24 protein-coding genes are annotated in these 21,757 nt (G+C 66.6%); 20 read left to right on the top strand and 4 right to left on the bottom strand.

Annotated elements, in window-relative coordinates:
* Nucleotides 1–91: 91 nt before the first annotated feature.
* The 3 genes from QZL87_RS01460 (at nucleotide 92) to QZL87_RS01450 (ending at nucleotide 1,891) form a co-directional block, all read left to right on the top strand.
* Nucleotides 92–574 carry a disulfide bond formation protein B gene (locus QZL87_RS01460; RefSeq protein WP_295322906.1) on the top strand — a complete coding sequence of 161 codons (483 nt, stop codon included), beginning with the start codon at nucleotides 92–94 and terminating at the stop codon, nucleotides 572–574.
* Nucleotides 571–1,104, top strand: a complete 534-nt coding sequence (locus QZL87_RS01455; RefSeq protein WP_295322903.1) for a demethoxyubiquinone hydroxylase family protein — start codon at nucleotides 571–573, stop codon at nucleotides 1,102–1,104. The genes QZL87_RS01460 and QZL87_RS01455 overlap by 4 nt, the downstream gene beginning before the upstream one ends.
* Before the next feature lie 178 nt (nucleotides 1,105–1,282).
* Nucleotides 1,283–1,891: a hypothetical protein gene (locus QZL87_RS01450; RefSeq protein ID WP_295322901.1), complete on the top strand. Its 609-nt coding sequence runs from the start codon at nucleotides 1,283–1,285 to the stop codon at nucleotides 1,889–1,891.
* A gap of 8 nt (nucleotides 1,892–1,899) precedes the next feature.
* Here QZL87_RS01450 and QZL87_RS01445 read toward each other — a convergent pair whose 3' ends face one another.
* Nucleotides 1,900–3,162 (bottom strand): SulP family inorganic anion transporter, encoded by a 1,263-nt coding sequence (locus QZL87_RS01445; protein WP_295322899.1) that lies wholly within the window; start codon nucleotides 3,160–3,162, stop codon nucleotides 1,900–1,902.
* 287 nt (nucleotides 3,163–3,449) lie between these two features.
* On the opposite strand from QZL87_RS01445, the gene QZL87_RS01440 reads away from it, so the two are divergent.
* The 9 genes from QZL87_RS01440 to QZL87_RS01400 all read left to right on the top strand — a co-directional run bounded on the left by QZL87_RS01440 (nucleotide 3,450) and on the right by QZL87_RS01400 (nucleotide 12,913).
* Nucleotides 3,450–3,848, top strand: coding sequence for a hypothetical protein (locus tag QZL87_RS01440; protein ID WP_295322897.1), 399 nt, complete (start codon nucleotides 3,450–3,452; stop codon nucleotides 3,846–3,848).
* A 155-nt stretch (nucleotides 3,849–4,003) separates the two neighbouring features.
* Nucleotides 4,004–5,347 carry a TldD/PmbA family protein gene (locus QZL87_RS01435; protein WP_295322895.1) on the top strand — a complete coding sequence of 448 codons (1,344 nt, stop codon included), beginning with the start codon at nucleotides 4,004–4,006 and terminating at the stop codon, nucleotides 5,345–5,347.
* A gap of 5 nt (nucleotides 5,348–5,352) precedes the next feature.
* Nucleotides 5,353–6,144, top strand: a complete 792-nt coding sequence (locus tag QZL87_RS01430) for an inositol monophosphatase family protein (RefSeq protein WP_295322893.1) — start codon at nucleotides 5,353–5,355, stop codon at nucleotides 6,142–6,144.
* A 306-nt stretch (nucleotides 6,145–6,450) separates the two neighbouring features.
* Entirely contained in the window at nucleotides 6,451–6,819 is a 369-nt protein-coding gene (rpsM, locus tag QZL87_RS01425; RefSeq protein WP_037553668.1) for a 30S ribosomal protein S13, read from the top strand.
* A 102-nt stretch (nucleotides 6,820–6,921) separates the two neighbouring features.
* The gene (gene rpsK / locus QZL87_RS01420) at nucleotides 6,922–7,311 is read left to right on the top strand and encodes a 30S ribosomal protein S11 (RefSeq protein WP_003040416.1); all 390 of its coding nucleotides are present in this window, start codon (nucleotides 6,922–6,924) and stop codon (nucleotides 7,309–7,311) included.
* Between the two features lie 105 nt (nucleotides 7,312–7,416).
* Complete coding sequence (locus tag QZL87_RS01415; RefSeq protein WP_295322891.1) at nucleotides 7,417–8,475, top strand: DNA-directed RNA polymerase subunit alpha; 1,059 nt, start codon at nucleotides 7,417–7,419, stop codon at nucleotides 8,473–8,475.
* 161 nt (nucleotides 8,476–8,636) lie between these two features.
* A complete protein-coding gene (gene rplQ, locus QZL87_RS01410) occupies nucleotides 8,637–9,059 on the top strand; it encodes a 50S ribosomal protein L17 (RefSeq protein WP_295322888.1) in 423 nt (140 codons plus the stop codon).
* 492 nt (nucleotides 9,060–9,551) lie between these two features.
* A complete protein-coding gene (locus QZL87_RS01405) occupies nucleotides 9,552–11,492 on the top strand; it encodes a proprotein convertase P-domain-containing protein (RefSeq protein WP_295322886.1) in 1,941 nt (646 codons plus the stop codon).
* Nucleotides 11,493–11,539: 47 nt separating this feature from the next.
* On the top strand, nucleotides 11,540–12,913 hold the full coding sequence (locus tag QZL87_RS01400; RefSeq protein ID WP_295327099.1) for a glutamate--cysteine ligase: 1,374 nt from the start codon (nucleotides 11,540–11,542) through the stop codon (nucleotides 12,911–12,913).
* A gap of 291 nt (nucleotides 12,914–13,204) precedes the next feature.
* Here the strand turns inward: QZL87_RS01400 and ctrA are convergent, their stop codons facing one another.
* The gene (gene ctrA, locus QZL87_RS01395; RefSeq protein WP_058457016.1) at nucleotides 13,205–13,912 is read right to left on the bottom strand and encodes a response regulator transcription factor CtrA; all 708 of its coding nucleotides are present in this window, start codon (nucleotides 13,910–13,912) and stop codon (nucleotides 13,205–13,207) included.
* A 191-nt stretch (nucleotides 13,913–14,103) separates the two neighbouring features.
* Nucleotides 14,104–15,039, bottom strand: a complete 936-nt coding sequence (locus QZL87_RS01390; protein WP_295322884.1) for a LysR family transcriptional regulator — start codon at nucleotides 15,037–15,039, stop codon at nucleotides 14,104–14,106.
* Nucleotides 15,040–15,327: 288 nt separating this feature from the next.
* Between QZL87_RS01390 and QZL87_RS01385 the strand changes: the two genes are divergently transcribed.
* The 7 genes from QZL87_RS01385 to QZL87_RS01355 all read left to right on the top strand — a co-directional run bounded on the left by QZL87_RS01385 (nucleotide 15,328) and on the right by QZL87_RS01355 (nucleotide 20,029).
* On the top strand, nucleotides 15,328–16,026 hold the full coding sequence (locus QZL87_RS01385; RefSeq protein WP_295322882.1) for a pirin family protein: 699 nt from the start codon (nucleotides 15,328–15,330) through the stop codon (nucleotides 16,024–16,026).
* Nucleotides 16,027–16,108: 82 nt separating this feature from the next.
* A complete protein-coding gene (locus QZL87_RS01380) occupies nucleotides 16,109–16,705 on the top strand; it encodes an NAD(P)H-dependent oxidoreductase (protein ID WP_295322880.1) in 597 nt (198 codons plus the stop codon).
* A gap of 4 nt (nucleotides 16,706–16,709) precedes the next feature.
* Nucleotides 16,710–17,516 carry a class III extradiol ring-cleavage dioxygenase gene (locus tag QZL87_RS01375; RefSeq protein ID WP_295322877.1) on the top strand — a complete coding sequence of 269 codons (807 nt, stop codon included), beginning with the start codon at nucleotides 16,710–16,712 and terminating at the stop codon, nucleotides 17,514–17,516.
* A 416-nt stretch (nucleotides 17,517–17,932) separates the two neighbouring features.
* Nucleotides 17,933–18,616, top strand: a complete 684-nt coding sequence (locus QZL87_RS01370; protein WP_295322875.1) for an RNA pseudouridine synthase — start codon at nucleotides 17,933–17,935, stop codon at nucleotides 18,614–18,616.
* Nucleotides 18,609–19,010, top strand: a complete 402-nt coding sequence (gene arfB, locus QZL87_RS01365; RefSeq protein ID WP_295322872.1) for an alternative ribosome rescue aminoacyl-tRNA hydrolase ArfB — start codon at nucleotides 18,609–18,611, stop codon at nucleotides 19,008–19,010. Before QZL87_RS01370 ends, arfB begins: the two co-directional genes overlap by 8 nt.
* Nucleotides 19,011–19,020: 10 nt before the next feature.
* A complete protein-coding gene (locus QZL87_RS01360) occupies nucleotides 19,021–19,611 on the top strand; it encodes an SOS response-associated peptidase family protein (RefSeq protein WP_295322870.1) in 591 nt (196 codons plus the stop codon).
* A gap of 88 nt (nucleotides 19,612–19,699) precedes the next feature.
* Nucleotides 19,700–20,029, top strand: a complete 330-nt coding sequence (locus QZL87_RS01355; RefSeq protein WP_295322867.1) for a PilZ domain-containing protein — start codon at nucleotides 19,700–19,702, stop codon at nucleotides 20,027–20,029.
* 210 nt (nucleotides 20,030–20,239) lie between these two features.
* On the opposite strand, the gene QZL87_RS01350 is transcribed toward QZL87_RS01355, so the two are convergent.
* A complete protein-coding gene (locus QZL87_RS01350) occupies nucleotides 20,240–20,665 on the bottom strand; it encodes an EVE domain-containing protein (RefSeq protein WP_295322864.1) in 426 nt (141 codons plus the stop codon).
* Between the two features lie 133 nt (nucleotides 20,666–20,798).
* Here QZL87_RS01350 and QZL87_RS01345 point away from each other — a divergent pair, with 133 nt between their 5' ends.
* Nucleotides 20,799–21,728 (top strand): 2-oxoglutarate and iron-dependent oxygenase domain-containing protein, encoded by a 930-nt coding sequence (locus QZL87_RS01345; RefSeq protein WP_295322862.1) that lies wholly within the window; start codon nucleotides 20,799–20,801, stop codon nucleotides 21,726–21,728.
* The last annotated feature ends 29 nt before the right edge of the window (nucleotides 21,729–21,757 follow it).

The following is a 21,757-nucleotide window of genomic DNA, read 5'->3' as shown; positions in this document are numbered from 1 at the left end:
GGCGCAGGCCGGGATCTCGCCGGTGCGTCAGGTTGCGAGGTCGAGATCCCGGCCTGCGCCGGGATGACGATCTGATTTCCGGGGTTCTTATATGCTGAAATCGCGTCTCGCCGCGCCCCTCGTCGCATTCGCGGCGCCGCTTTTGCTCTACGGCGGCGCCCTCGTGTCGCAATATGGCTTCGGCCTTCATCCCTGCGAGATGTGCTATTGGCAACGCTGGCCGCATCAGGCGGCGATCCTGCTCGCGGTGCTGGCGCTGCTGATGCGCCGCAACGACAAGGCGATGCGCGCGCTCACCCTGCTCGCTGCGATCGCGATTGCGGTCAGCGGCGCGATCGGCGTCTTTCACGCCGGGGTCGAATATGGCCTTTGGGAAGGCGTCACGACCTGCGCGACCGGCAGCGCGGGGCCCGTCACACTCGATTCGATCATGAACGCGCCGCTGATCCGCTGCGACGCGGTGCAGTGGTCGCTGTTCGGCATCTCGCTGGCGGGGTTCAACGCCATCTTCTCCTTCGCCGCCGCTGCGCTCGTCTTGACCTTGCTGCGCGGCAGGCGCACATCGGCCGCATGACCGAAGCCCCGGAAAAGAGCAATCGGCGCACCGCATCGATGATCCGCGTCGATCAGGCGGGAGAATATGGCGCGACGCGCATCTATGCGGGCCAGCTCGCGGTGATGGGTGACCGCCACCCGATGGCGCGCGAGATCGCGCATATGGCCGAGCAGGAAGAGCGGCACCGCAAATTCTTCGACGCGATGATCGCGCGGCGCGGGGTGCGCCCGACCGCGCTTCAGCCGGTCTGGAACGTCGCGGGCTTCGCGCTCGGCGCGGTGACGGCCGCGATGGGCCCCAAAGCGGCGATGGCCTGCACCGCGGCGGTCGAGACCGAAATCGACCGTCACTACCGGCATCAACTCGACGAACTCGGCGACCGCGACCCCGAACTCAGCGCCGCGGTCGAGGATTTCCGCGCCGAGGAGCTCGAGCACAAGGAAGCCGCGCTGAAGGCGGGCGCCGAAAGCGCGCCGGGCTACCCGATCCTGAGCCTCGCGATTCGCGCGGGTTGCCGTGCAGCCATCGCGCTGTCGAAACGTATTTAGAGCGACGAGCGATTAATATGAACCGTTTGCCCTGAGCTTGTCGAAGGGCTGTCCTTCTTCCGGACGTCTGAAAGAAAGAACGGCCCTTCGACAAGCTCAGGGCGAGCGGATATGAGATTGTTCATTGCTCGTGCAGCGATGACATGCCATCCGGAATGAAACGACCAAGGAAGATCCGATGACCCGCCTCCCCCTGTTCGCGCTGATCCTCGCCGGCAGCGCCGCCGCCCTGCCCGCCGCCGCGCAGGAGGCCACCGTCGAGGCCGAAAAGATCAACCAGGTCATCGTCTATGGCGACGACAAGTGCGAACAGTCGAGCCCCGACGAGATCGTCGTGTGTAACCGCCTGCCCGAAACCGAACGTTATCGCGTGCCCGAAATGCTGCGCGGCAACCCGCTCGATCCGCGCAACGAGGCGTGGGCGAACAAGGTCGTCGCGCTCGAACGCGTCGGCCGCTTCGGCACCGACAGCTGCTCGCCGGCCGGCCTCGGCGGCTTTACCGGCTGTACGCAGGCGCTGCTCGCAGGCGCACGCGCCGAACGGCGCGCCGCCGACAAGACCGACTGGCAGGCGATGATCGCCGACGAGCGCGCCAAGCGCCTCGCGGGCATCGACGCCGCGGCCGAAGAGGTCGAAGCCGCGGTCGTCGCCGAAGAGCGCGCGCTCGCCGAACGGCAGAAGGCGGCCGAGGAACTCGAACGGCAGGCCAATGGCGAGGCTCCGGCCGCGCCGGCCGCTCCCGACGAAGCCGACGCCGAGCCGCTGCCGACCCCGCCGCAGTTCTAGGAAAGGCCCTAACGCTCGCGCGGGGTCCAGAGCCTCGCGCCGCGTCCTTTCCACCAGCGCAGGATGAAACCCAGCGCCACGCCGGTGCCGATCGCGATCGTCAGGTCGGCGAATACCGTCAGCAGCAAGGTGACGAGCAGCAGGATGAGTTCGTCCCGCGGCAGCGCCGCATGTTCGCGCCATTTCCCGGGCTCCGCCATATTATAGGCGGTCACCAGCAGCACCGCCGCCAGCGCGGGCAGCGCGAGCGCGCCCGCGAGCCCTCCGGCGGCGAGCACGACGATCAGGATCACCGCCGCATGGACCATGCCCGCGACCGGCGTGCGCCCGCCCGCGCGGACATTGGTCGCGGTGCGCGCGATCGCGCCGGTGACCGGCAGCCCGCCGAACAGCGGGGTCACGACATTGGCATAGCCCTGCGCCAGCAGTTCGGCGCTGGGGCGGTGCCGGCCGTCGAACATCCTGTCGGCGACGATCGCCGACAACAGCGATTCGACGCCCGCCAGAAAGGCGATGGTAAGCGCGGACGGGAGCAAGGCGACGATCCGGTCCGCCGTCACTTCGGGCCAGTGCGGCGCGGGAAATCCGCTCGGCAACGCGCCGAAGCGCGAACCGACCGTATCGACCGGCAGGTGGAACAGGAGCACCGCGAGCGACGCCGCGCCGACGGCGATCACCAGCACCGGCCAGCGCGGACGCCAGCGGCGGAGCAGCAGGATCGCGGCCACCGTCGCCGCGGTCACGCCCAGCGCCGCGAGGCTGAGCGTGGCGCGCGCCGCCCACAGCGCCTCCAGCTTCGGGATCATGTCGGCGGGGACCTTGCCCGCCGACAAGCCGAGCGCGTCCTGGAACTGGCTGGCGGCTATGATCACCGCGATGCCGATGGTAAAGCCGTCGATCACCGGTTCGGGGACCAGCGCGATCAGCCGCCCTGCGCGGAAGAAGCCGGCCACGATCAGCAGGATGCCCGCCATGATCGTCGCGACGATCAGCCCGTCCATGCCATGATCCTGAATCACGCCATAGACGACGACGATGAACGCCCCGGTCGGCCCGCCGATCTGCACCCGGCTGCCGCTGGTCGCCGAAATGATGAAGCCGCCGGCGATCGCGGTGACCAGTCCGACGAAAGGCGTGCTGCCCGATGCGATGGCGATCGCGATGCAGAGCGGCAAGGCGACGAGCGCGACGCTGATCCCGGCCAGCGCATCGGCGCGGAAGAGCGGCCAGCTATAGTCGCTTGCGGTATCGAGCAATTTGGGCCGGCGCATCGCGTCTCCGTCGATCGAGGGAACGCAATCGCGCTACGCCGCGTCCTGCGGCGCGGTCAAGCCCGCCGCATCCATTCGGCTGATGGCATTTTTCACCCTTCCTGTCGCGCCGGACGGGGCAAATGGTGCCAGATTCGTAGCGATTTCAGCGATCGGGCGCGATTTTGTTACGAATCCGCGCCGAACCGAGTGCAAAAATTAACGAATCACGGGCAAGCTGTCTTGACTTGGGAATTTTTGGGGCAAAACGTGCGGTTCTGGGAATCGCCAGCCTAGGGGGCTGTAATATGGCATCAGCATTCGAACCGCGCCTGTGGAGGCGCACGGCAGTCAGCGTGCCGCCGGCACGAAGCCTCGGCCGCCGGATGACGTGGCATGCCGCCGCTGCCCTCCTCGCCTTCGCCGCGCTGCAGATCTGGCTCGTGATGAGCGTGGTCGCCGCCGGGGCGCCCTCCGCCTTCATCGTCGTCGCGCTGGTCATGCTGCTCGCGCTCGCGCTTCCGGTCGCGCGCTCGACCGAACGGCACTGGTATCATCTGAGCCGCCAGGCGCTCGCAAGCTGGGGCCTGCACGCGCGCTTTCGCCGCGACGTTCGCCGCCTGTGGTTCGCCGCGCTGACCCTGCCCTTCCTGTGGATCAGCGGCGCGATCGCCGCCACCGACGCGATCGCGGCGATCATCAAGTAGGGCTGGAAACATTGCCGTCGCCCCCGCGAAGGCGGGGGCCGCCAACGGTTTTACGCAGCTACGCTGGACAAACCCTCCAGCGGCCCCCGCCTTCGCGGGGGCGACGAAATCACTTAGATTTTGACCCCCGCCCGCGCGCCGTATAGGGCGCGGCAATGCTGACCGTTTCCGAAGCCCTCGACCGCGCGCAGATGCTGTGCGACGCCGCGGCAAAAGCCGGCGCCGACGCCGCCGACGCTCTCTATTACTGCAATGCCGCGACCTCGGTCTCGATGCGGCTCGGCGCGCTCGAGGATGTCGAGCGGTCGGAGGGGCAGGATATTTCGCTGCGCGTCTTCGTGGGGCAGCGCAGCGCGAGCGTGTCGACTGCCGATATGGACGCGGGCGAACTTGCGAAACTGGTCGAACGTTGCGTCGCGATGGCGCGCGAGGCGCCCGAGGACCCCTATGCCGGCCTCGCGCCCGAAGAATTGCTGTTCAAGGGGCCCGTTCCCGACCTCGACCTCGACGACGACAGCGACGCCGACCCGCGGGCGCTGCGCGAAGCCGCGCTTGGCGTCGAGGAGGCGGCGCGCGCCGTCGCCGGGGTCACCAACAGCGAAGGCGGCAGCGCGAGCCACAGCCGCACACGCTTCGCGCTCGCGACGAGTCACGGATTTGCCGGCGGCTATGGATCGAGCGGCCACAGCCTCTCGGCGAGCGTGATCGCCGGCGAAGGCGCCGCGATGCAGCGCGATTACGGCTGGCACAGCGCCCACCACCTCGCCGACCTCGAAAGCGCCGCCGACATCGGCGCCCGCGCCGGGACGCGCGCGGTCGCGCGGCTGAATCCCGGGAAAGCCCCGACCGGCAAGCTTCCGGTACTGCTCGACCCGCGGGTCAGCGGCAGCATCGTCGGCCATCTGCTCGGTGCGATCGCCGGCCCGGCGATCGCGCGCGGGACGAGTTTCCTGCTCGGCAAGGAAGAGGCGATGCTGTTCGACAGCGGCATCGTCATCCGCGACGAACCGCATCGCCCGCGCGGCCTGCGCAGCCGCGCTTTCGACGGCGAGGGCCTGCCGACCGCGGCGCGCGACATCGTCGCCGATGGCAAAATCACCGGCTGGCTGCTCGACACCGCGTCGGCGAAGCAGCTCGGCCTGACGCCGACCGGCCACGCGAGCCGCGGCGGCGGCGCCTCGGGGGTCGGCGCGAGCAACCTCCACCTCGCCGCGGGCAGCGCGACGCCGGCGGCGCTGATGGAGGGCATATCCGAGGGCGTGTATATCACCGAGCTGATCGGCCAGGGGGTCAACCCCGTGACCGGCGATTACAGCCGCGGCGCGTCGGGATTCCTGATCCGGGATGGCGTGATCGCGGGGCCGATCGCCGAATTCACGATCGCGGGCAATCTGATCGACATGTTCGCCGCGCTGATCCCCGCGAACGACCTCGAGTTTCGCCACGGCACCAACGCGCCGACGCTGCGCATCGACGGCATGACCGTCGCGAGCAGCTAGACGCGATGCCCGCGCGCAACCTCGAAGCGATGATCGCCGCGACGCGCGAGGTCGGCGACATGGCGATGGCGCGCTGGCGCGGCGAGGGCAAGGCGGTCGACGTGTGGCACAAGTCGCACGACAATCCGGTGAGCGACGTCGACCTCGCCGTCGATGCGCGGCTGAAGGCCGTGCTCGGCGCGATGGTGCCCGAGGCGGGGTGGCTGTCCGAGGAAACCGCCGACAATGAAGATCGCCTGTCGTGCCGCGCGATGTGGTGCGTCGACCCGATCGACGGCACGCGCGATTTCATCCGCGGCCGTCCGGGCTGGTGCGTCTCGGTCGCGCTCGTCGTCGACGGCGCCCCCGAACTCGGCGTGCTCTACGCCCCCGCGCTCGACGAGCTGTGGGTCGCGCAAAAGGGCAAGGGCGCGACGCTCAACGGCGAGGCGCTGCGCGCCAGCCGCCGCATGATCTTCGACGGATCGCGCGTTCCCGCCGACAGCCTGCCCAAGATCGACCGCGACCTGATCATGGTGACCAAGCCGAACAGCATCGCGCTGCGCATGGCGCTCGTCGCCGACGACCGCGCCGACCTCGTCGCCACGCTTCGCTGGGGTTTCGAGTGGGACGTCGCCGCCGCGGCGCTGATCGCGGCCGAAGCGGGGGCCGCGGTCACCGACGCCTTCGGCGAGCCGCTCAGGTTCAACACCCCGCGCGCGCAGGCGTTCGGCGTCATCGCCTGCGCCCCCGGGATTCACCGGGCAGTCGTCTCCCGCTTGCACGACCGCGCGGTCGCGCTGACGGCGCAGCCCTGATCCACCGCTTATATATCGTCATCCCGGCGAAGGCCGGGATCTCGCCGGTGCGTTTTGCCGATAGGGTGAGATCCCGGCCTTCGCCGGGATGACGATGAAAGGGAAGGCCCGTCTTCAGGCCGCAATCCACCGCAGTTCGCTTGACTTTCCGCGCGACTCACCCTAATTGCGCGAGCATTCCGACAGCCTGACCGGACGGCGAAGCGCCTTCATGCGCATCGTGGTCCGTTTTTTGCGTTGGAAATTCAGACGCTTTGAGATGGGGCCGATTGCCAGCGCGCCCTGTGGAGCAGGAGAAAGTTACCAATGGCACGTATCGCGGGCGTCAACCTGCCCACCAACAAGCGCGTGATCATCGCGCTCACCTACATCCACGGCATCGGCCGCAAGACCGCCGTCGACATCGCCGACAAGCTGGGCATCGACCACAGCCGCCGCGTTCAGGACCTGTCGGACGCCGAAGTCCTCCAGATCCGCGAAACGCTGGACGCCGACCACACGGTCGAGGGCGACCTGCGCCGCAACACGGCGATGAACATCAAGCGCCTGATGGACCTCGCCTGCTATCGCGGCCTGCGTCATCGCAAGGGTCTTCCCGTCCGCGGCCAGCGCACGCACACCAATGCGCGCACCCGCAAGGGCAAGGCGAAGCCGATCGCCGGCAAGAAGAAATAAGGTCGAGCGCGCCTCCCCGGCGCGCTTCCTTGTTTCTTTCCCTGCCGGAGCGCGGCGATCCGTCCGCCACCGGCCATTCAGGATACAGGTTAGGATTTCATCATGGCTCGTGAACCGCAGCGCCTTCGTCGGCGCGAACGCAAGAATATCTCGTCGGGTGTGGCCCACGTCAACGCGACCTTCAACAACACGATGATCACCATCACCGACGCGCAGGGCAATGCGATTGCCTGGTCGAGCGCCGGCATGATGGGCTTCAAGGGCAGCCGCAAGTCGACCCCCTATGCGGCGCAGGTCTGCGCCGAAGACGCCGGCAAGAAGGCCGCCGAACATGGCGTCCGCACCCTCGAAGTCGAAGTCAAGGGCCCCGGCGCCGGCCGTGAATCGGCGCTCCGCGCCCTGCAGGCGGTCGGTTTCCACATCACGTCGATCCGCGACGTGACGCCGATCCCGCACAATGGCGTCCGCCCGGCCAAGCGCCGCCGCGTCTGACGTCCTTTCGGGCGCGCCTCACCGCCGGGGCGCCGCCCGCATAAAACTCCTCGCTGGACAGGCAAGCCGACCCCCGCCCGTCCCGCCCAAAGCAAAGGGAAATCCATGACTGTCAATATCCGGAACTGGCAGGAATTGAAGAAGCCCAGCAACCTGGAAATCAAGGCTGGCAGCGACGGCAAGCGCAAGGCGACCTTCGTCGCCGAACCGCTCGAGCGCGGCTTCGGCCTGACGCTCGGCAACGCGCTGCGCCGCGTGCTGCTCTCGTCGCTCCAGGGTGCGGCCATCACGTCGATCAAGATCGAGAATGTGCTCCACGAATTCTCGAGCCTCGCCGGCGTGCGTGAAGACGTCACCGACATCGTGCTCAACGTGAAGCAGATCGCGCTCAAGATGGAAGGCGAAGGCCCGAAGCGGCTCCAGCTTTCGGCGACCGGTCCCGCGACCGTCAAGGCGGGCGACATCATGGTGTCGGGCGACATCAAGGTGATGAACCCGAACCATGTCATCTGCCACCTCGACGACGGCGCGACGCTGAACATGGAACTCGTCGCCGACACCGGCAAGGGCTATGTCCCCGCGACCGCCAACCGTCCGGTCGACGCGCCGATCGGCCTGATCCCGGTCGACTCGCTCTATTCGCCCGTGCGCCAGGTCGCCTACAAGGTCGACAATGCGCGCATCGGTCAGGAACTGGACTATGACAAGCTGAACCTGACCGTCGAAACCGACGGCACGGTCACCCCGGAAGATGCCGTCGCCTATGCCGCGCGCATCCTCCAGGACCAGCTCCAGGTCTTCGTCCACTTCGAAGAAGCGATGAACGACAGCGGCCTGATCGGCATGGCGGCGCCGTCGGCGGCCGCCGACGAGTCGGACGTCAACCAGCTCAACCGCTTCCTTCTGAAGAAGGTCGACGAGCTCGAATTGTCGGTCCGTTCGGCGAACTGCCTCAAGAACGACAATATCATCTATATCGGCGATCTCGTTCAGAAGACCGAAGCCGAAATGCTCCGCACCCCGAACTTCGGCCGCAAGTCCCTGAACGAAATCAAGGAAGTGCTGTCGTCGATGGGCCTGCGCCTCGGCATGGACATCCCCGGCTGGCCGCCCGAGAATATCGAGGAAATGGCTAAGAAGCTCGAACAGGAGCTGCTGGGTTAAAAATCGCCGTCGCCCCAGCGAAAGCTGGGGTCGCTATCGTGGTGACACACTGCGAGCGATCCCAGCTTTCGCTGGGATGACGATTTCGGGAATGGGTTGCCCCGCAAGCAACCTGGTCTGGGCTACCTCACACGGGCCCTTAACGAACGAAGGAAAAGATCATGCGTCATAAATCGGGTGGCCGGAAGCTGCAGCGCACGAGCGCGCATCGCACGGCCCTGTTCCGCAACATGTCGGCCTCGCTCATCAAGCATGAGCAGATCACGACGACCGTCGCCAAGGCGAAGGAGCTGCGCCCCTATGTCGAAAAGCTCGTCACGCTGGCGAAGCGCGGTGGCTTAGCCAACCGCCGTCTCGCGATGAGCCGCCTGATGGACGACACGCAGCTCGTGAAGCTGTTCGACGTCCTCGCGACACGCTACAAGGACCGCAACGGCGGCTACACCCGCATCATCAAGGCCGGCATCCGCGCCTCGGACGCGGCGCCGATGGCGGTCATCGAATTCGTCGACCGCGACGTCGACGCCAAGGGCCAGGATTCGGGCCCGGTCGAACAGTTTGACGAGGATATGGCGGAAGCCTGAGCTTCGTCACTTCGCTGAAAGATCAAGGGCGGCGTCCGAAGGACGGCCGCCCTTTTTTTATATGCGGCGGTGTCGGCTTTGGGGCGTGAGCGGCCCTTCCCTACCTTCGTCATTCCCGCGAAAGCGGGAACCCAGAGCGTGCGTCGGCTGACTCCACACTGGGTTCCCGCTTTCGCGGGAATGACGAAGTTATGAGATACTCAACGTCCGCTCCCGGCCGGTCTCGGACATTCGTCATCCCGGACTTGATCCGGGATCCATTCCTTCCACGCTGCGTGAATGGACCCCGGATCAAGTCCGGGGTGACGATGTAAGATAGGTCCGCAATCGGTCGAAACCCGCCGCCGCCTCACCCACCGAAAAACTGTCCCGCCACCGGACAGAATCGCTACCCACGTCGCGATTTTAACCCGATATTAGCTATCCCGGCCCCATAGCGGCGCCATGCAACGGCGGGACCAGAGCCGATACCGCTGGCTGGGGGGCCAGTGTTTGCAGTCTGCGCGAGCCTGTATCCTGCTCGTCTGGCTGGCGTTGACGCTTGCCGCCAATCCCGCCGCCGCGCAGACCACGACGACCTACAGCAACACCACCACCGGCACCATCAACGCCGCGACGAGTTGCACCGCGCCGCTCGTGCGCAATTTCACGGTCAGCACAAGCTATGTCGTCGGCGACGTCGATCTCGGCCTGCTCGCGACGCACAGCTGGCGCGGCGACCTGCGCGTCACGCTGCAATCGCCCGCGGGAACGCGCGTCCAGCTCGTCGACGGCGATACGGGTTCGATCGACGGCAATAATTTCAACGTCCGCCTCGACGACGACGCCGCGCAGACGGTCAATACCGACGGCAACGGCACCAATCATGCGACCGGCGCGCCGCCCTATCAGAACGGCTTTCGTCCCAATGCGCCGCTGTCGGCGTTCAACGGCCAGAATAGCGCCGGAACCTGGCGGCTCGAGATCTGCGACCAATATCCGTCGGCCGACAACGGCAATTTCGTGCGCGCCGACCTCTATCTCACCAGCCTGCCGACGAACTATGCCGACCTGTCGCTGACCAAGTCGGTCAGTAACGCGGCGCCGGCGTTCGGGGCGAGCCTCAACTATGTGCTGAGCGTCACCAACGCGAGCGGATCGCCGCTCACCGCGACCGGGGTGACGGTGCAGGACACTCTGCCCGCCGGGTTCAGTTTCACCGGCGCCTCGGGTTTCGGCAGCTATAACAGCGCCACCGGCGTGTGGAGCGTCGGCAGCATCCCGCCGGGGGTGACGCGGGTGCTGACGATCAGCGGCACCGTCGCGGCGACCGCGGGTGCGAGCGTCACCAACAGCGCCGAGATCAGCACCTCCTCGGCCTTCGACTTCGATTCGGCCCCCGGCAACGGCGCGGCGGGCGAGGATGACTCTGACAGCGCGAGCTTCACCGTGTCGGGCACGCGCGTCGCGGGAACGCCGCCGGCGCTCGTCTGCCCGGTCGGCACGACGGCGCTCGACTGGGATGGCGTCGGCTGGCCCGCGGGCACGACGAGCCGCAGCCAGGTGCTGACCGCGATCGGCACGGCGAATGTGAACATTGCGATCAGCGGCGGCAGCTTCCTCAGCAACGCGACCTATGGCGGCCAGTCGCCGACGCGTCAGAATGTCGTCACCGGCGGGCTGGCGCCGGCGCAATATTCGATCTTCGAGATCCTCGATTTCACCAGTCAGGCGGGGACGGTCACTTCGACGATTGCGCTGCCGACCGCGGTTCCGGGCGCGCAGTTCCGGCTGTTCGACGTCGATTACGCCTCCGGCCAGTTCGCCGACCGGGTCACCGTCACCGGCACATATAACGGCGCCACCGTCTATCCCGTGCTCACCAACGGCACCGCCAATTATGTGATCGGCAACAGCGCCTATGGCGACATATTGTCGGCCGACGGCAGCGCCGACGGCACCGTCACCGTGACCTTCGATACGCCCATCGACGGCATCGCCATCGAATATGGCAGCCACGCCCTCGCCCCCGCCAATCCGGGCCAGCAGGGCATGGCGCTCCACGACATCATTTTCTGCCGCCCGACGACGAACCTGGCGATCGCGAAGACGAGCAGCGTCGTCAGCGACCCGGTCAACGGCACGGCCGATCCCAAGGCGATTCCGGGCGCACGGATGCGTTACTGCATCCTCGTCACCAACAATGGCAGCGGCACCGCGACGGGCATCAATCTCGCCGATCCGCTACCCGCCGGCACCAGCTTCGTCCCCGGCTCGCTGCGCAGCGGCACGAGCTGCGCGGGCGCGGCGACGGCCGAGGACGACAATGCGAGCGGCGCCGACGAAGGTGATCCGTTCGGCGCGTCGATCACGGGCGCCACCGTCGCGGCGACCACCGCGACGCTGCTGCCCGCGGCCGCCATGGCGATCACCTTCGAGGTCACGATCAACTGATCTCCGGCCCCGATTGCATTCTATACCGGATAGTCTAAATGCGCGGCATGAGCACGCGCACCGCCTCCGACCGCGACGATCCGATCGTCGAAACCCGCGACCAGCTTGCGGCGCCGATGATCAAGGGCGAAAAGCCGAAGGACCGCTGGCGCATCGGCACCGAGCACGAGAAATTCGTCTATCGCACCGCCGACCACCGCGCGCCTTCCTATGACGAACCGGGCGGCATCCACGACCTGTTGATGGCGCTCACCCGCTTTGGTTGGGAACCGGTGGTCGAGGGCGGAAAGGTCATCGCGCTGGCGGGCAGCGACGGCACCGTCAGCCTCGAACCCGCGGGCCAGTTGGAGCTTTCGGGCGCGCCGCTCGAAAATCTCCACCAGACCTGCGCCGAAACCGGCCGGCATTTGAAACAGGTGAAGGAAGTCGGCGCCGAGCTCGGCCTCGGCTTTCTGGGGCTCGGCATGTGGCCCGACAAGACTCGAAGCCAGCTGCCGATCATGCCCAAGGGACGCTACAAGATCATGCTCGAACATATGCCGCGCGTCGGCACGCTCGGGCTCGACATGATGCTGCGCACCTGCACGATCCAGACCAACCTCGATTATGCGAGCGAGGCCGACATGGTGCAGAAATTCCGCGTCAGCCTCGCCTTGCAGCCACTCGCGACCGCGCTCTTCGCCTCCTCGCCCTTCACCGAGGGGCGGCCCAACGGCTATATGTCGTACCGCAGCCACATCTGGACCGACACCGACCCCGCGCGCACCGGCATGCTGCCCTTCGTGTTCGAAGAGGGCTTCGGCTACGAACGCTATGTCGATTATATGCTCGACGTGCCGATGTATTTCGTCTTCCGCGACGGCAAATATATCGACGCCGCGGGACAGAGCTTCCGCGACTTTCTGAAGGGCGAACTACCCGCGCTGCCCGGCGAGAAGCCGCGCCTCTCCGACTGGAACGACCATCTCTCGACCGCTTTCCCGGAAGTGCGGCTCAAAAGCTTTCTCGAAATGCGCGGTGCCGACGGGGGGCCGTGGAACCGCATCTGCGCGCTGCCAGCGCTGTGGGTCGGGCTGCTCTACGATCAAGGCGCGCTCGACGCCGCCTGGGATCTGGTCAAGGGCTGGAGCATCGCGGAGCAGCAGAGCCTGCGCGACGCAGTGCCCCGCGAAGGGCTCTGCGCTCCCGCGCCGGACGGCGGCACGGTCGGCGAGCTGGCGCACCGCGTTCTCGACATCGCGGCGGCGGGCCTCGCGGCGCGCGGCGAGGTCAATTCGATGGGCGACAACGAGGTCGGCTTCCTCGAACCGCTCCGCCGCATCGCCAAAAGCGGCAAATCGCCCGCGCACGACCTGCTCGACCGCTACGAAGGGTCGTGGAATCACGATCTTTCGAAAATATACGCTGAGTTGAGCTTCTGAGGCTGCGTCGGCTTTTGGGATGGTGAGCGGACGTTGAGGTCGTGAGCTGATTTCCCCTCCCGCAGGCGGGAGGGGCAGCGAGGCTTACGAGCTTGCTCGTTAGCCGCAGCGGGGTGGGCAATCGCAACGTTGCTGCCCACCCCCGACCCCTCCCGCAAGCGGGAGGGGAGAAGAACATCCGCAACCGGTCGACAACTGCCCTCCAGCGCGCAAGCCACCACCGCCAAAAGGAAAACCGGCGCGGATCGCTCCGCGCCGGTTTCCCTCGGGTAATATGTGAAGCCTGACGCGTCAGGCGACGCGGCGCACCTCATTGCCTTCGTCGTCGATGTCGCGAAGGACATAACCGCGGCCCCAGACCGTCTCGATGTAATTTTCGCCGCCGCACGCGAGCGCCAGTTTCTTTCTGAGCTTGCAGATGAAGACGTCGATTATCTTCAACTCGGGCTCGTCCATCCCGCCGTACAGGTGGTTGAGGAACATTTCCTTGGTCAGCGTCGTGCCCTTGCGCAGCGAAAGCAACTCGAGCATCTGATATTCCTTGCCGGTCAGATGCACGCGCACGCTGTCGACCTCGACCGTCTTGGTGTCGAGATTGACCGCGAGCTTGCCGGTCTTGATCACGCTCTGGCTGTGGCCCTTCGAGCGGCGGACGACCGCATGGATGCGCGCGACCAGTTCGTCGCGGTGGAACGGCTTGGTGACATAATCGTCGGCGCCGAAGCCGAACGAGCGCACCTTCGAATCCATTTCGGAAATGCCCGACAGGATCAGCACCGGCGTCTGCACCTTCGCGGTGCGCAGCTTTTTCAGCACGTCATAGCCGTGCATGTCGGGCAGGTTCAGGTCGAGCAGGATGATATCGTAATCATAGAGCTTGCCGAGATCGAGGCCTTCCTCGCCCAGATCGGTCGTATAGACGTTGAAGCCCTCGGTGGTGAGCATCGTGTCGATCGCTTTGGCGGTCGTCGGCTCGTCCTCGATCAGCAGTACGCGCATTGGGCACCCCTTTTTCCCACGATAATCCCGCGAACCGATCGCATGACCATCAAGGATGTCACCGACCAACCCCCGTTGCAGGACTGCCGGAACATTAACCATGAAAGCAATGAAGGGAAAAGGTTAATTTTGATTTAACTCGCGAAAATCCACGAGTCGCGCCCTATTTGCAACAGTCGTCCAGGCGCGTTTCATCCTTTACGCAGCGCCGGATATTGATCGTGCGCGCCGGTGCAGGAGATTTTCAGCGTATCGACCAGATGGTCCGAAAGCGCGCGCACGCGCGCCGGGCGCAGCCGCGAGGGCGGCGACAACAGGTGGAGATGAGCCTGGGGCGGCGACCAGTCGGTGAGGATTGGAACGACCGCCCCCGATGCCAGTTCATCGGCTGCGATGAAGTCGGGCAGCAAGGCGATTCCGACCCCGGCGACGACCAGCGGCACCGCAATATCGCCATTGTTCGCGAACAGCGGTCCGGTCGGCAGCACGGTCGCTTCCTCGCCTTCGCGATGAAAATGGAGCGGCATCGCGCGCTGCCGGTGGCCGTAGCCGATCAGCCGGTGGCCCGCGAGGTCGAGCGGATGCTTGGGCACGCCATGCTTTTCCAGATAGGCGGGGCTCGCGATCACCGAAGCCGCGACCGGTGCGATCGTCCGTGCGAGCAGGCTCGAATCGGCGAGCGGCGCGATGCGCAAAGTCAGGTCGATCCCTTCCGCCACCGGGTCGTTGCGCGCATCGCTCAGCACCACCTCGATCTCGACCGCCGGGTGCCGTTCCAGAAAGGCCGCGAGCGGCGGCCCCAGCACCTTGATCCCGAAGCTCATCGGCGCCGCGAGGCGGATCGGGCCCGCGAGATCGACGCGGTCGCCGCGCGCCGCCTCGGTCGCCGCAGTCGCGGCTACCACCATCGCGCGGGCTTCGTCGAGGAGGCCGGCGCCGGCGGTCGACACCGCGACGACGCGCGAACTCCGGTGCAGCAAGGTGATGCCGAGCGACGTCTCGAGCCGGGTCACCGCCTTCGACACGCTCGCCTTCGACAGACCGAGCGCCGCTGCCGCCGCGGTGAAGCTGCCGCCGTCAGCGACGGCAACGAAACAGGCCCAGCCTTCATAGTCGGGAAGCGCCATATATTTCCTTTCTAGTTCCGTTCGTGCTGAGCTTGTCGAAGCACCGTCCTTCTTCTCGCAACGTCCCAAAAAAAGGACGGCCCCCTTCGACTGACTTGTCAGTCGCTCAGGACAGGCTTCGACAAGCTCAGGGCGAACGGATCGGGTGCGCAAATATCTGCAAATTGGAAACGATGATTTTCCATCTACGCTATTTGCGAAACGATCCCAATGCCTATTTTGTCCTCAACAGATGAACGCCGCGGGGCACCCGAACCCCGGAGTGGCGGCAAGGAAAGGACAAGGCCAATGATCGATATTCGCAAATTCGATACGCTGGGCCACGCCGACCATGGCTGGCTCGACGCCCGTCACCATTTCTCCTTCGCGAACTATCATGATCCGAAGCGGATGGGCTGGGGGGCGCTGCGCGTCTGGAACGACGATGCCATCGCGGCGAGCCGCGGCTTCGGCCCCCACGGTCATCGCGACATGGAAATCATCACCTATGTCCGCACCGGTGCGATCAGCCACCGCGACTCGATGGGCAATGCCGGCCGCACCGCCGCGGGCGACGTCCAGGTGATGAGCGCCGGCACGGGCGTCACACACAGCGAGTTCAACCTCGAGGATGAGGAAACGACGCTGTTCCAGATCTGGATCATTCCCGATCGCGAAGGCGGCAACCCCGGCTGGGGGGCGCGCCAGTTTCCCAAGGCCGACCGGTCGGGGCAGTTCGTGACGCTGGCGAGCGGCATCGAGGGCGATGATGACGCGCTGCCGATCCGTGCCAACGCTCGCGTCGCCGCGGCGACTGTGAACGCCGGCGGACGCGTCTCCTACGACCTCGACGCCGGGCGCCACGCCTATCTGGTCGCCGCCAAGGGTCGCATCCGCGTCAATGGCGAGGAGGCCGACCCGCGCGACGGCATCGCGCTCCGCGATGTCGGCACGATCACCGTCGAGGCGCTCGACGATGCCGAACTGGTGCTCGTCGACAGCCTCTGACGAGCCGCCGGGCCGCCGCCCTCCCCCTCCCCCGGCGGCGGCCCACCCCTTTTCCCCTCCACCAAAGCCAAGGAGCCATGCCATGACCAATATCCTCCGTATCGACACCAGCGCCCGCACCAGCGGATCGACGACGCGCCAGCTTTCGGACCAGCTCGTCAACCATCTGATCGAGCAGGGCTATGGCGCCAGCGTCATCCACCGCGACCTCGCGCTCACCCCGCCCGCGCTGCTCACCGAAAACTGGGTCGGCGCCAATTTCACCGACGATGCCGAGCGCAGCGACGAGCAGCGCGCCGCGCTGGCGGGCTCGGACGAGCTGATCGCCGAACTCGAGGCCGCCGACACGATCGTCATCGGCGTGCCCGTCTATAATTTCGCGATCCCCGCGTCGCTGAAGGCCTGGATCGACCTGATCGCCCGCGCCCGCCGCACCTTCCGCTACACCGAAGCCGGCCCCGAGGGGCTGCTGAAAGGCAAGAAGGCCTATCTCGTCGTCGCCTCGGGCGGCGTGCCCGTCGGCAGCGACTATGATTTCGCGACCGGCTATCTGCGCCACGTCCTCGGCTTCGTCGGCATCACCGACGTCACAATCATCGCCGCCGACCAGCAGATGATGGACGGCGAAGCGATCAGCCGCGCGACCGCCGCGATCGGCGAGCTGAAGCGGGCCGCCTGAACCGATGCGCCGTCTTCCGAGCCTTTTCCTTTCGCACGGCTCGCCGATGATGGCGCTCGAGCCCAGCCCGGCGCGGGATTTCCTCGCCGGGCTGGGTGCCCAACTGCCGCGCCCGCGCACGATCCTCGTCGTATCGGCGCACCATGATGCGGCGTATGAGGGCGGCCGCGCCACCGTCACCGCGTCGCCCGCGCCGCCGACGATTCACGACTTTCGCGGTTTTCCCGACGAGCTGTTCGCGATGCGCTATCCGGCCCCGGGCGACCCTGTGCTGGCGAGCCAAGTTGCCGAGCTTCTCTCGGCCCACGGTCTGGCCGTTACCGCCGACCCCGAGCGCGGGTTCGACCATGGCGCGTGGGTGCCGCTGTCGCTGGTTTACCCCGACGCCGATATTCCCGTGATCCAGCTTTCGATCCACTCCAACGCGTCGCCCGAATGGCACCATGCGCTCGGCCAGGCACTCGCTCCCTTGCGCGACGAGGGCGTGCTGATCGTCGGGTCGGGCAGCATCACGCACAACCTCCGCGCCTATTTCACGACACGCCCGCCGATCGACGCGCCTGCTCCCGCGTGGGTGAGCGGCTTCACCGGCTGGATCGCCGACCGCATGGCCGAAGGCGCGGTCGACGACATTCTCCACGCGGTCGAGCGCGCGCCGCACGGACGCGACAATCATCCGACGCCCGACCATATCCTGCCGCTCTTCGTCGCGATGGGTGCGGGCGGGACGCCGCTCGAGGCCGAGCGGCTGCACGCGAGCACGACCTATGCCGTGCTCGCGATGGACGTTTACGCTTTCGGCGAGGAATGAGGGATTCGCGCGAAGGCGCTGGCGGTGGGTTTCGAGCGGGAGCTGACCTATCTTTCATCGTCACCCCGGACTTGATCCGGGGTCCATTCACGCAGCGTGGAAGGAATGGATCCCGGATCAAGCCCGGGATGACGAATGTCTGAGACCGACCGATTGCGGACCTCTCCTTGTCAAGCCCCTCCCCTTCAGGGGAGGGGCAACGAAGACTTGGCAGCTTGCTGCCTAGTCGCAGTGGGGTGGGGTCTATCGGCCTTGCGCAAGGCCGATGGCCCCCACGCCAACCCCTCCCCTGAAGGGGAGGGGCTTGATGGATCGCAATGGCAACTCACCACCTCCAAGCCGATCTTCCCTTGCACGATTCCGTCGCCGCGGCGGTTTCCGCTTTCGACCGAGCGGCGCGCGCCCTATAGCGCGCCATGCTCCTTTCAGATCGCGTTCTTTTCCTCGATGGCGAGGCGCTCGTCATCGACAAGCCCGCGGGGCTTCCCGTCGACGCGCCGCGCGACGGCAGTCTCAGCCTGGAGAATCATCTCGATTCGCTGCGCTTCGGTTTCAAGCGTTGGCCGCTCGCGGTCCACCGGCTCGATCGCGACACCTCGGGTTGCCTGCTGCTCGCGCGCAATCCCAAGGCGCACGGCCGCTTCACCCGCGCGTTCGAAAGCCGCGAGGTCGAGAAGCAATATCTTGCGATCGTCGATGGCGTACCCGAAGCCGATAGCGGCACGATCGACCTGCCGCTCGCCAAGGTCTCGACCGCCGAGACCGGCTGGCGCATGGTCGGCGATCCGAAAGGCAAGCCGTCGGTGTCGCACTGGGAAAAGCTCGCCATCGCCCAAGGCCGCAGCCTGCTCCGCTTCCGCCCCGAAACCGGCCGCACCCATCAGCTGCGCGTCCACGCGCTCGAAGGGCTGGGCTTTCCGCTCGCCGGCGACCCCGTCTACGGCCGCGGCGGACCGAAGACGCGCACCCTGCTCCACGCCGAACGGCTGGTCGTGAAACGTGACGTCAAGCCGTCGATAATCGCCGAGGCGCCCTTCCCCGACGCCTTCGTCGCACTGGGCTTCGCCGCCCCCGAAGGCGCATCGCCGACCCGTGGCTGACATCCCCGAAAGCGCGATCACCGAGAAGTTTCTCGCGGGGTCGGGTCCGGGGGGCCAGAATGTCAACAAGGTCGCGACCGCGTGCCAGCTACGCGTCGATGTTTTCGCGCTCGGGCTCGCGCCCGACGCCTATCGCCGGCTCAAGACGCTCGCCGGAAGCAGGATGACCGCGGCGGGCGAACTCGTCATCCTCGCGCGCAGTTTCCGCACCCAGGAAGCGAACCGCGCCGACGCACGCGCGCGGCTGAACGAGCTGGTCGATGCCGCGCTCGTTCGCCCCGAACGCCGCATCAAGACCAAGCCGAGCAAGGCCGCCAAGGCGAAGCGCGTCGACAGCAAGAAGGCGCGCAGCAGCATCAAGGCCGGACGCGGACGGGTGCGCGGCATCGACTGACGAAGGACCGATGACGAGCCTATACCGCCTCGACGCCCCCGCAAGCGCGATCGCCGCCGCTTTCAGCGCCGAGGCGGGAGGCGACCCGTGGACGGGCGACTATGTCGCGCCCGCGCGCCCCGCGCCGGTGATCGTCAGCGACGGGCGCGGCGGATCGCGGCGCTGGCTGCGCCCCGCATTGTGGGGCGTGCCGCCCCCGCCGCAGGGCAGCCGGCCGGTCACGCACGTCCGCAACCTGACCAGCCCCTTCTGGATCGGCACCTTGCGCCATGCCGAACTGCGCTGCCTGATCCCCGCGACCGCCTTTTCCTGCTGGTCGGGAAGCGAAGGCGCGCGACGCCAGCTCTGGTTTTCGGTGCCGTCGCAGCCGGTCTTCGCCTTCGCCGGCATCCTGCGGCAAAGCGAGGACTGGCCGTGCTTCGCGATGCTGACGACCGAGGCGAACCGGCTGGTCGCGCATCATCAGCCAAAGGGGATACCGGTGATCCTGCATCCCGGCGATCATGCGACCTGGCTGAGCGGCGAATGGCGCGCCGCGGTGGCGCTTGCGCGCCCTTTTCCCGGCCAGTCGATGGCGGTCGGCGACGCGCCGCCGGTATAGACGAACTTCACCATATCGCTTCACTTTGCGGTAACCAGCGGGCCCGTAAATCCCGCTCGACCAAGCAGGAAAAGCAGGGACCGGATCCGTGTTGGGGAATCGCACCGTTGAAACCAGAAAGGCGCCCAAGGGTGGGCGCGGCGCCGAGCGAGCGCCCGTGACCGCCCGCGCGCGCTTTCGCGAGCCGGGGCTCAACCCTTTCGACGTCGAATTGTTCGACCTGTCGTCGACCGGCTTTCGCATGGTGACGTCGTTCCGGCCGCAGATCGGCAAGCATGTCTGGGTGAACCTGCCCGGGCTCCAGCCCCTCGAAGCGATCGTCCGCCGCGCCGACGGCAATAATTACGGCTGCGAGTTCGTCCACCCGCTCCATGTATCGGTCGCGCAGCATCTGCAGGCGAAATTGCGGCAAGGATAGAAACGGCTCCCTTCCCCCTTGATGGGGGAAGGATATGGAGCCTTATCGCGAAGCGATTAGGCGGAGTTGGATGGGGGTGACGGCGCGTTCGCGCACCGTCGTTTCGGGACGAGGCCCCACCCCCACCGCTGCGACTAGCGAACAAGTTCGCAAGTCTCGCTGCCTCCCCCATCAAGGGGGAGGGAAGCCGGAAACCCCATATCCTCCGGTTCAGCCCCCGGGCTTTTCCGACTTCTTCAAGATATGCTTCCATTCGGCGGGCGTCACCCGCCCGACCGACAGCCGCGACTGGCGGATCAGGTCCATGTCGGCGAGCTTCGGGTCGGCCTTGATCGCCGCGAGCGTCACCGGATGCGCGAGCGCGCGCACCGGCGCGACGCGCACCACCACCCAGGGCGAACCCTCTTCGGCGGTCGGATCGGGGAAGCTTTCCTCGGTGATCTCCATGATCCCGACGCATTCCTTGCCGATATTGCTGTGATAGAAGAGCGCCTCGTCGCCCTTCTTCATCGCCATCATGTTGAGCTTGGCGGTGTGGTTGCGCACCCCGTCCCAGATGCCAGTGCCGTCCTTGACCAGCTGGTCCCACGCATAGGCGTCGGGTTCGGATTTCATCAGCCAATATTGCTTTGCCATGGCGGCGGGCTTAGCCGAAGCGCGCGCGGGGCGGAACCGCCTTTTTCCCTTTAACCCGCGCGCACCAGCGCCTAAATCGGGGTGCATGACGCGCCCGCGGGCGCCGCCTCTTTTTCAGATGGACTTCAATCGCATGACCGCTGCCGTTCCCGTCATTTCCATGTCGCTTCCCGCCGACCGCTTCGCAAAGGATTTCGGGGCGTCGTTCGAACGCTTCGGCTTCGCGATGATCACCGATCACGGCATCGATCCGGTGCTGATCGACGACGCCTGGGCGAGGGCGAAGGCGTTTTTCGCGCTGCCCGAAGAGACGAAGCGCGCCTACCACATCCCCGGCGGCGGCGGCGCGCGCGGCTATACGCCGTTCGGGACCGAGATCGCCAAGGGCGCGAAGGAGGTCGACCTCAAGGAATTCTGGCACGTCGGCCGCGACCTGCCCGCCGGCCACCGCCTCGCCGCGCAGCAGCCGAACAATGTCTGGCCCGCCGAAGTCGACGGCTTCCGCGCCGTCTATGACAAGCTCTTCGCCGAGTTCGATCGCGTCGGCGGCCGCCTGCTGTCGGGGATCGCGCGCTATCTCGGCCTCGCCCCCGATTTCTTCGACGACACCGTCGCCGACGGCAACAGCGTGATGCGCCTGCTCCATTATCCGCCCGTCGAGGCGCCCGCGAAGGGCATCCGCGCCGAAGCGCATGAGGATATCAACACGATCACGCTCCTGCTCGGCGCCGAGGAAGCGGGGCTCGAAATCCTCGACAAGGACGGCAGCTGGCTTCCCGTCTCGCCGCCACCGGGCGCGATGGCGGTCAATGTCGGCGACATGCTCCAGCGGCTGACCAACAACCGCCTGCCCTCCACCACGCACCGCGTTCGCAACCCCGATGCGGGCCGCGCGAGCGTCGCGCGCTATTCGATGCCCTTCTTCCTCCACTTCCGTTCGGACTATGTGATCGAAACGCTCGCAAGCTGCATCGACGCGTCGCATCCGAACCTTTATCCGACGCCGATCACCGCCGACGATTACCTGCAGGAACGGCTGCGCGAGATCGGGCTGAAGAAATAGCGGCGCTGGGTCACCGGGGCTCGAGCAGC

This window comes from uncultured Sphingopyxis sp. (assembly GCF_900078365.1).
GTDB lineage: Bacteria > Pseudomonadota > Alphaproteobacteria > Sphingomonadales > Sphingomonadaceae > Sphingopyxis.
This window is presented reverse-complemented; position numbering and strand designations above follow the sequence as displayed.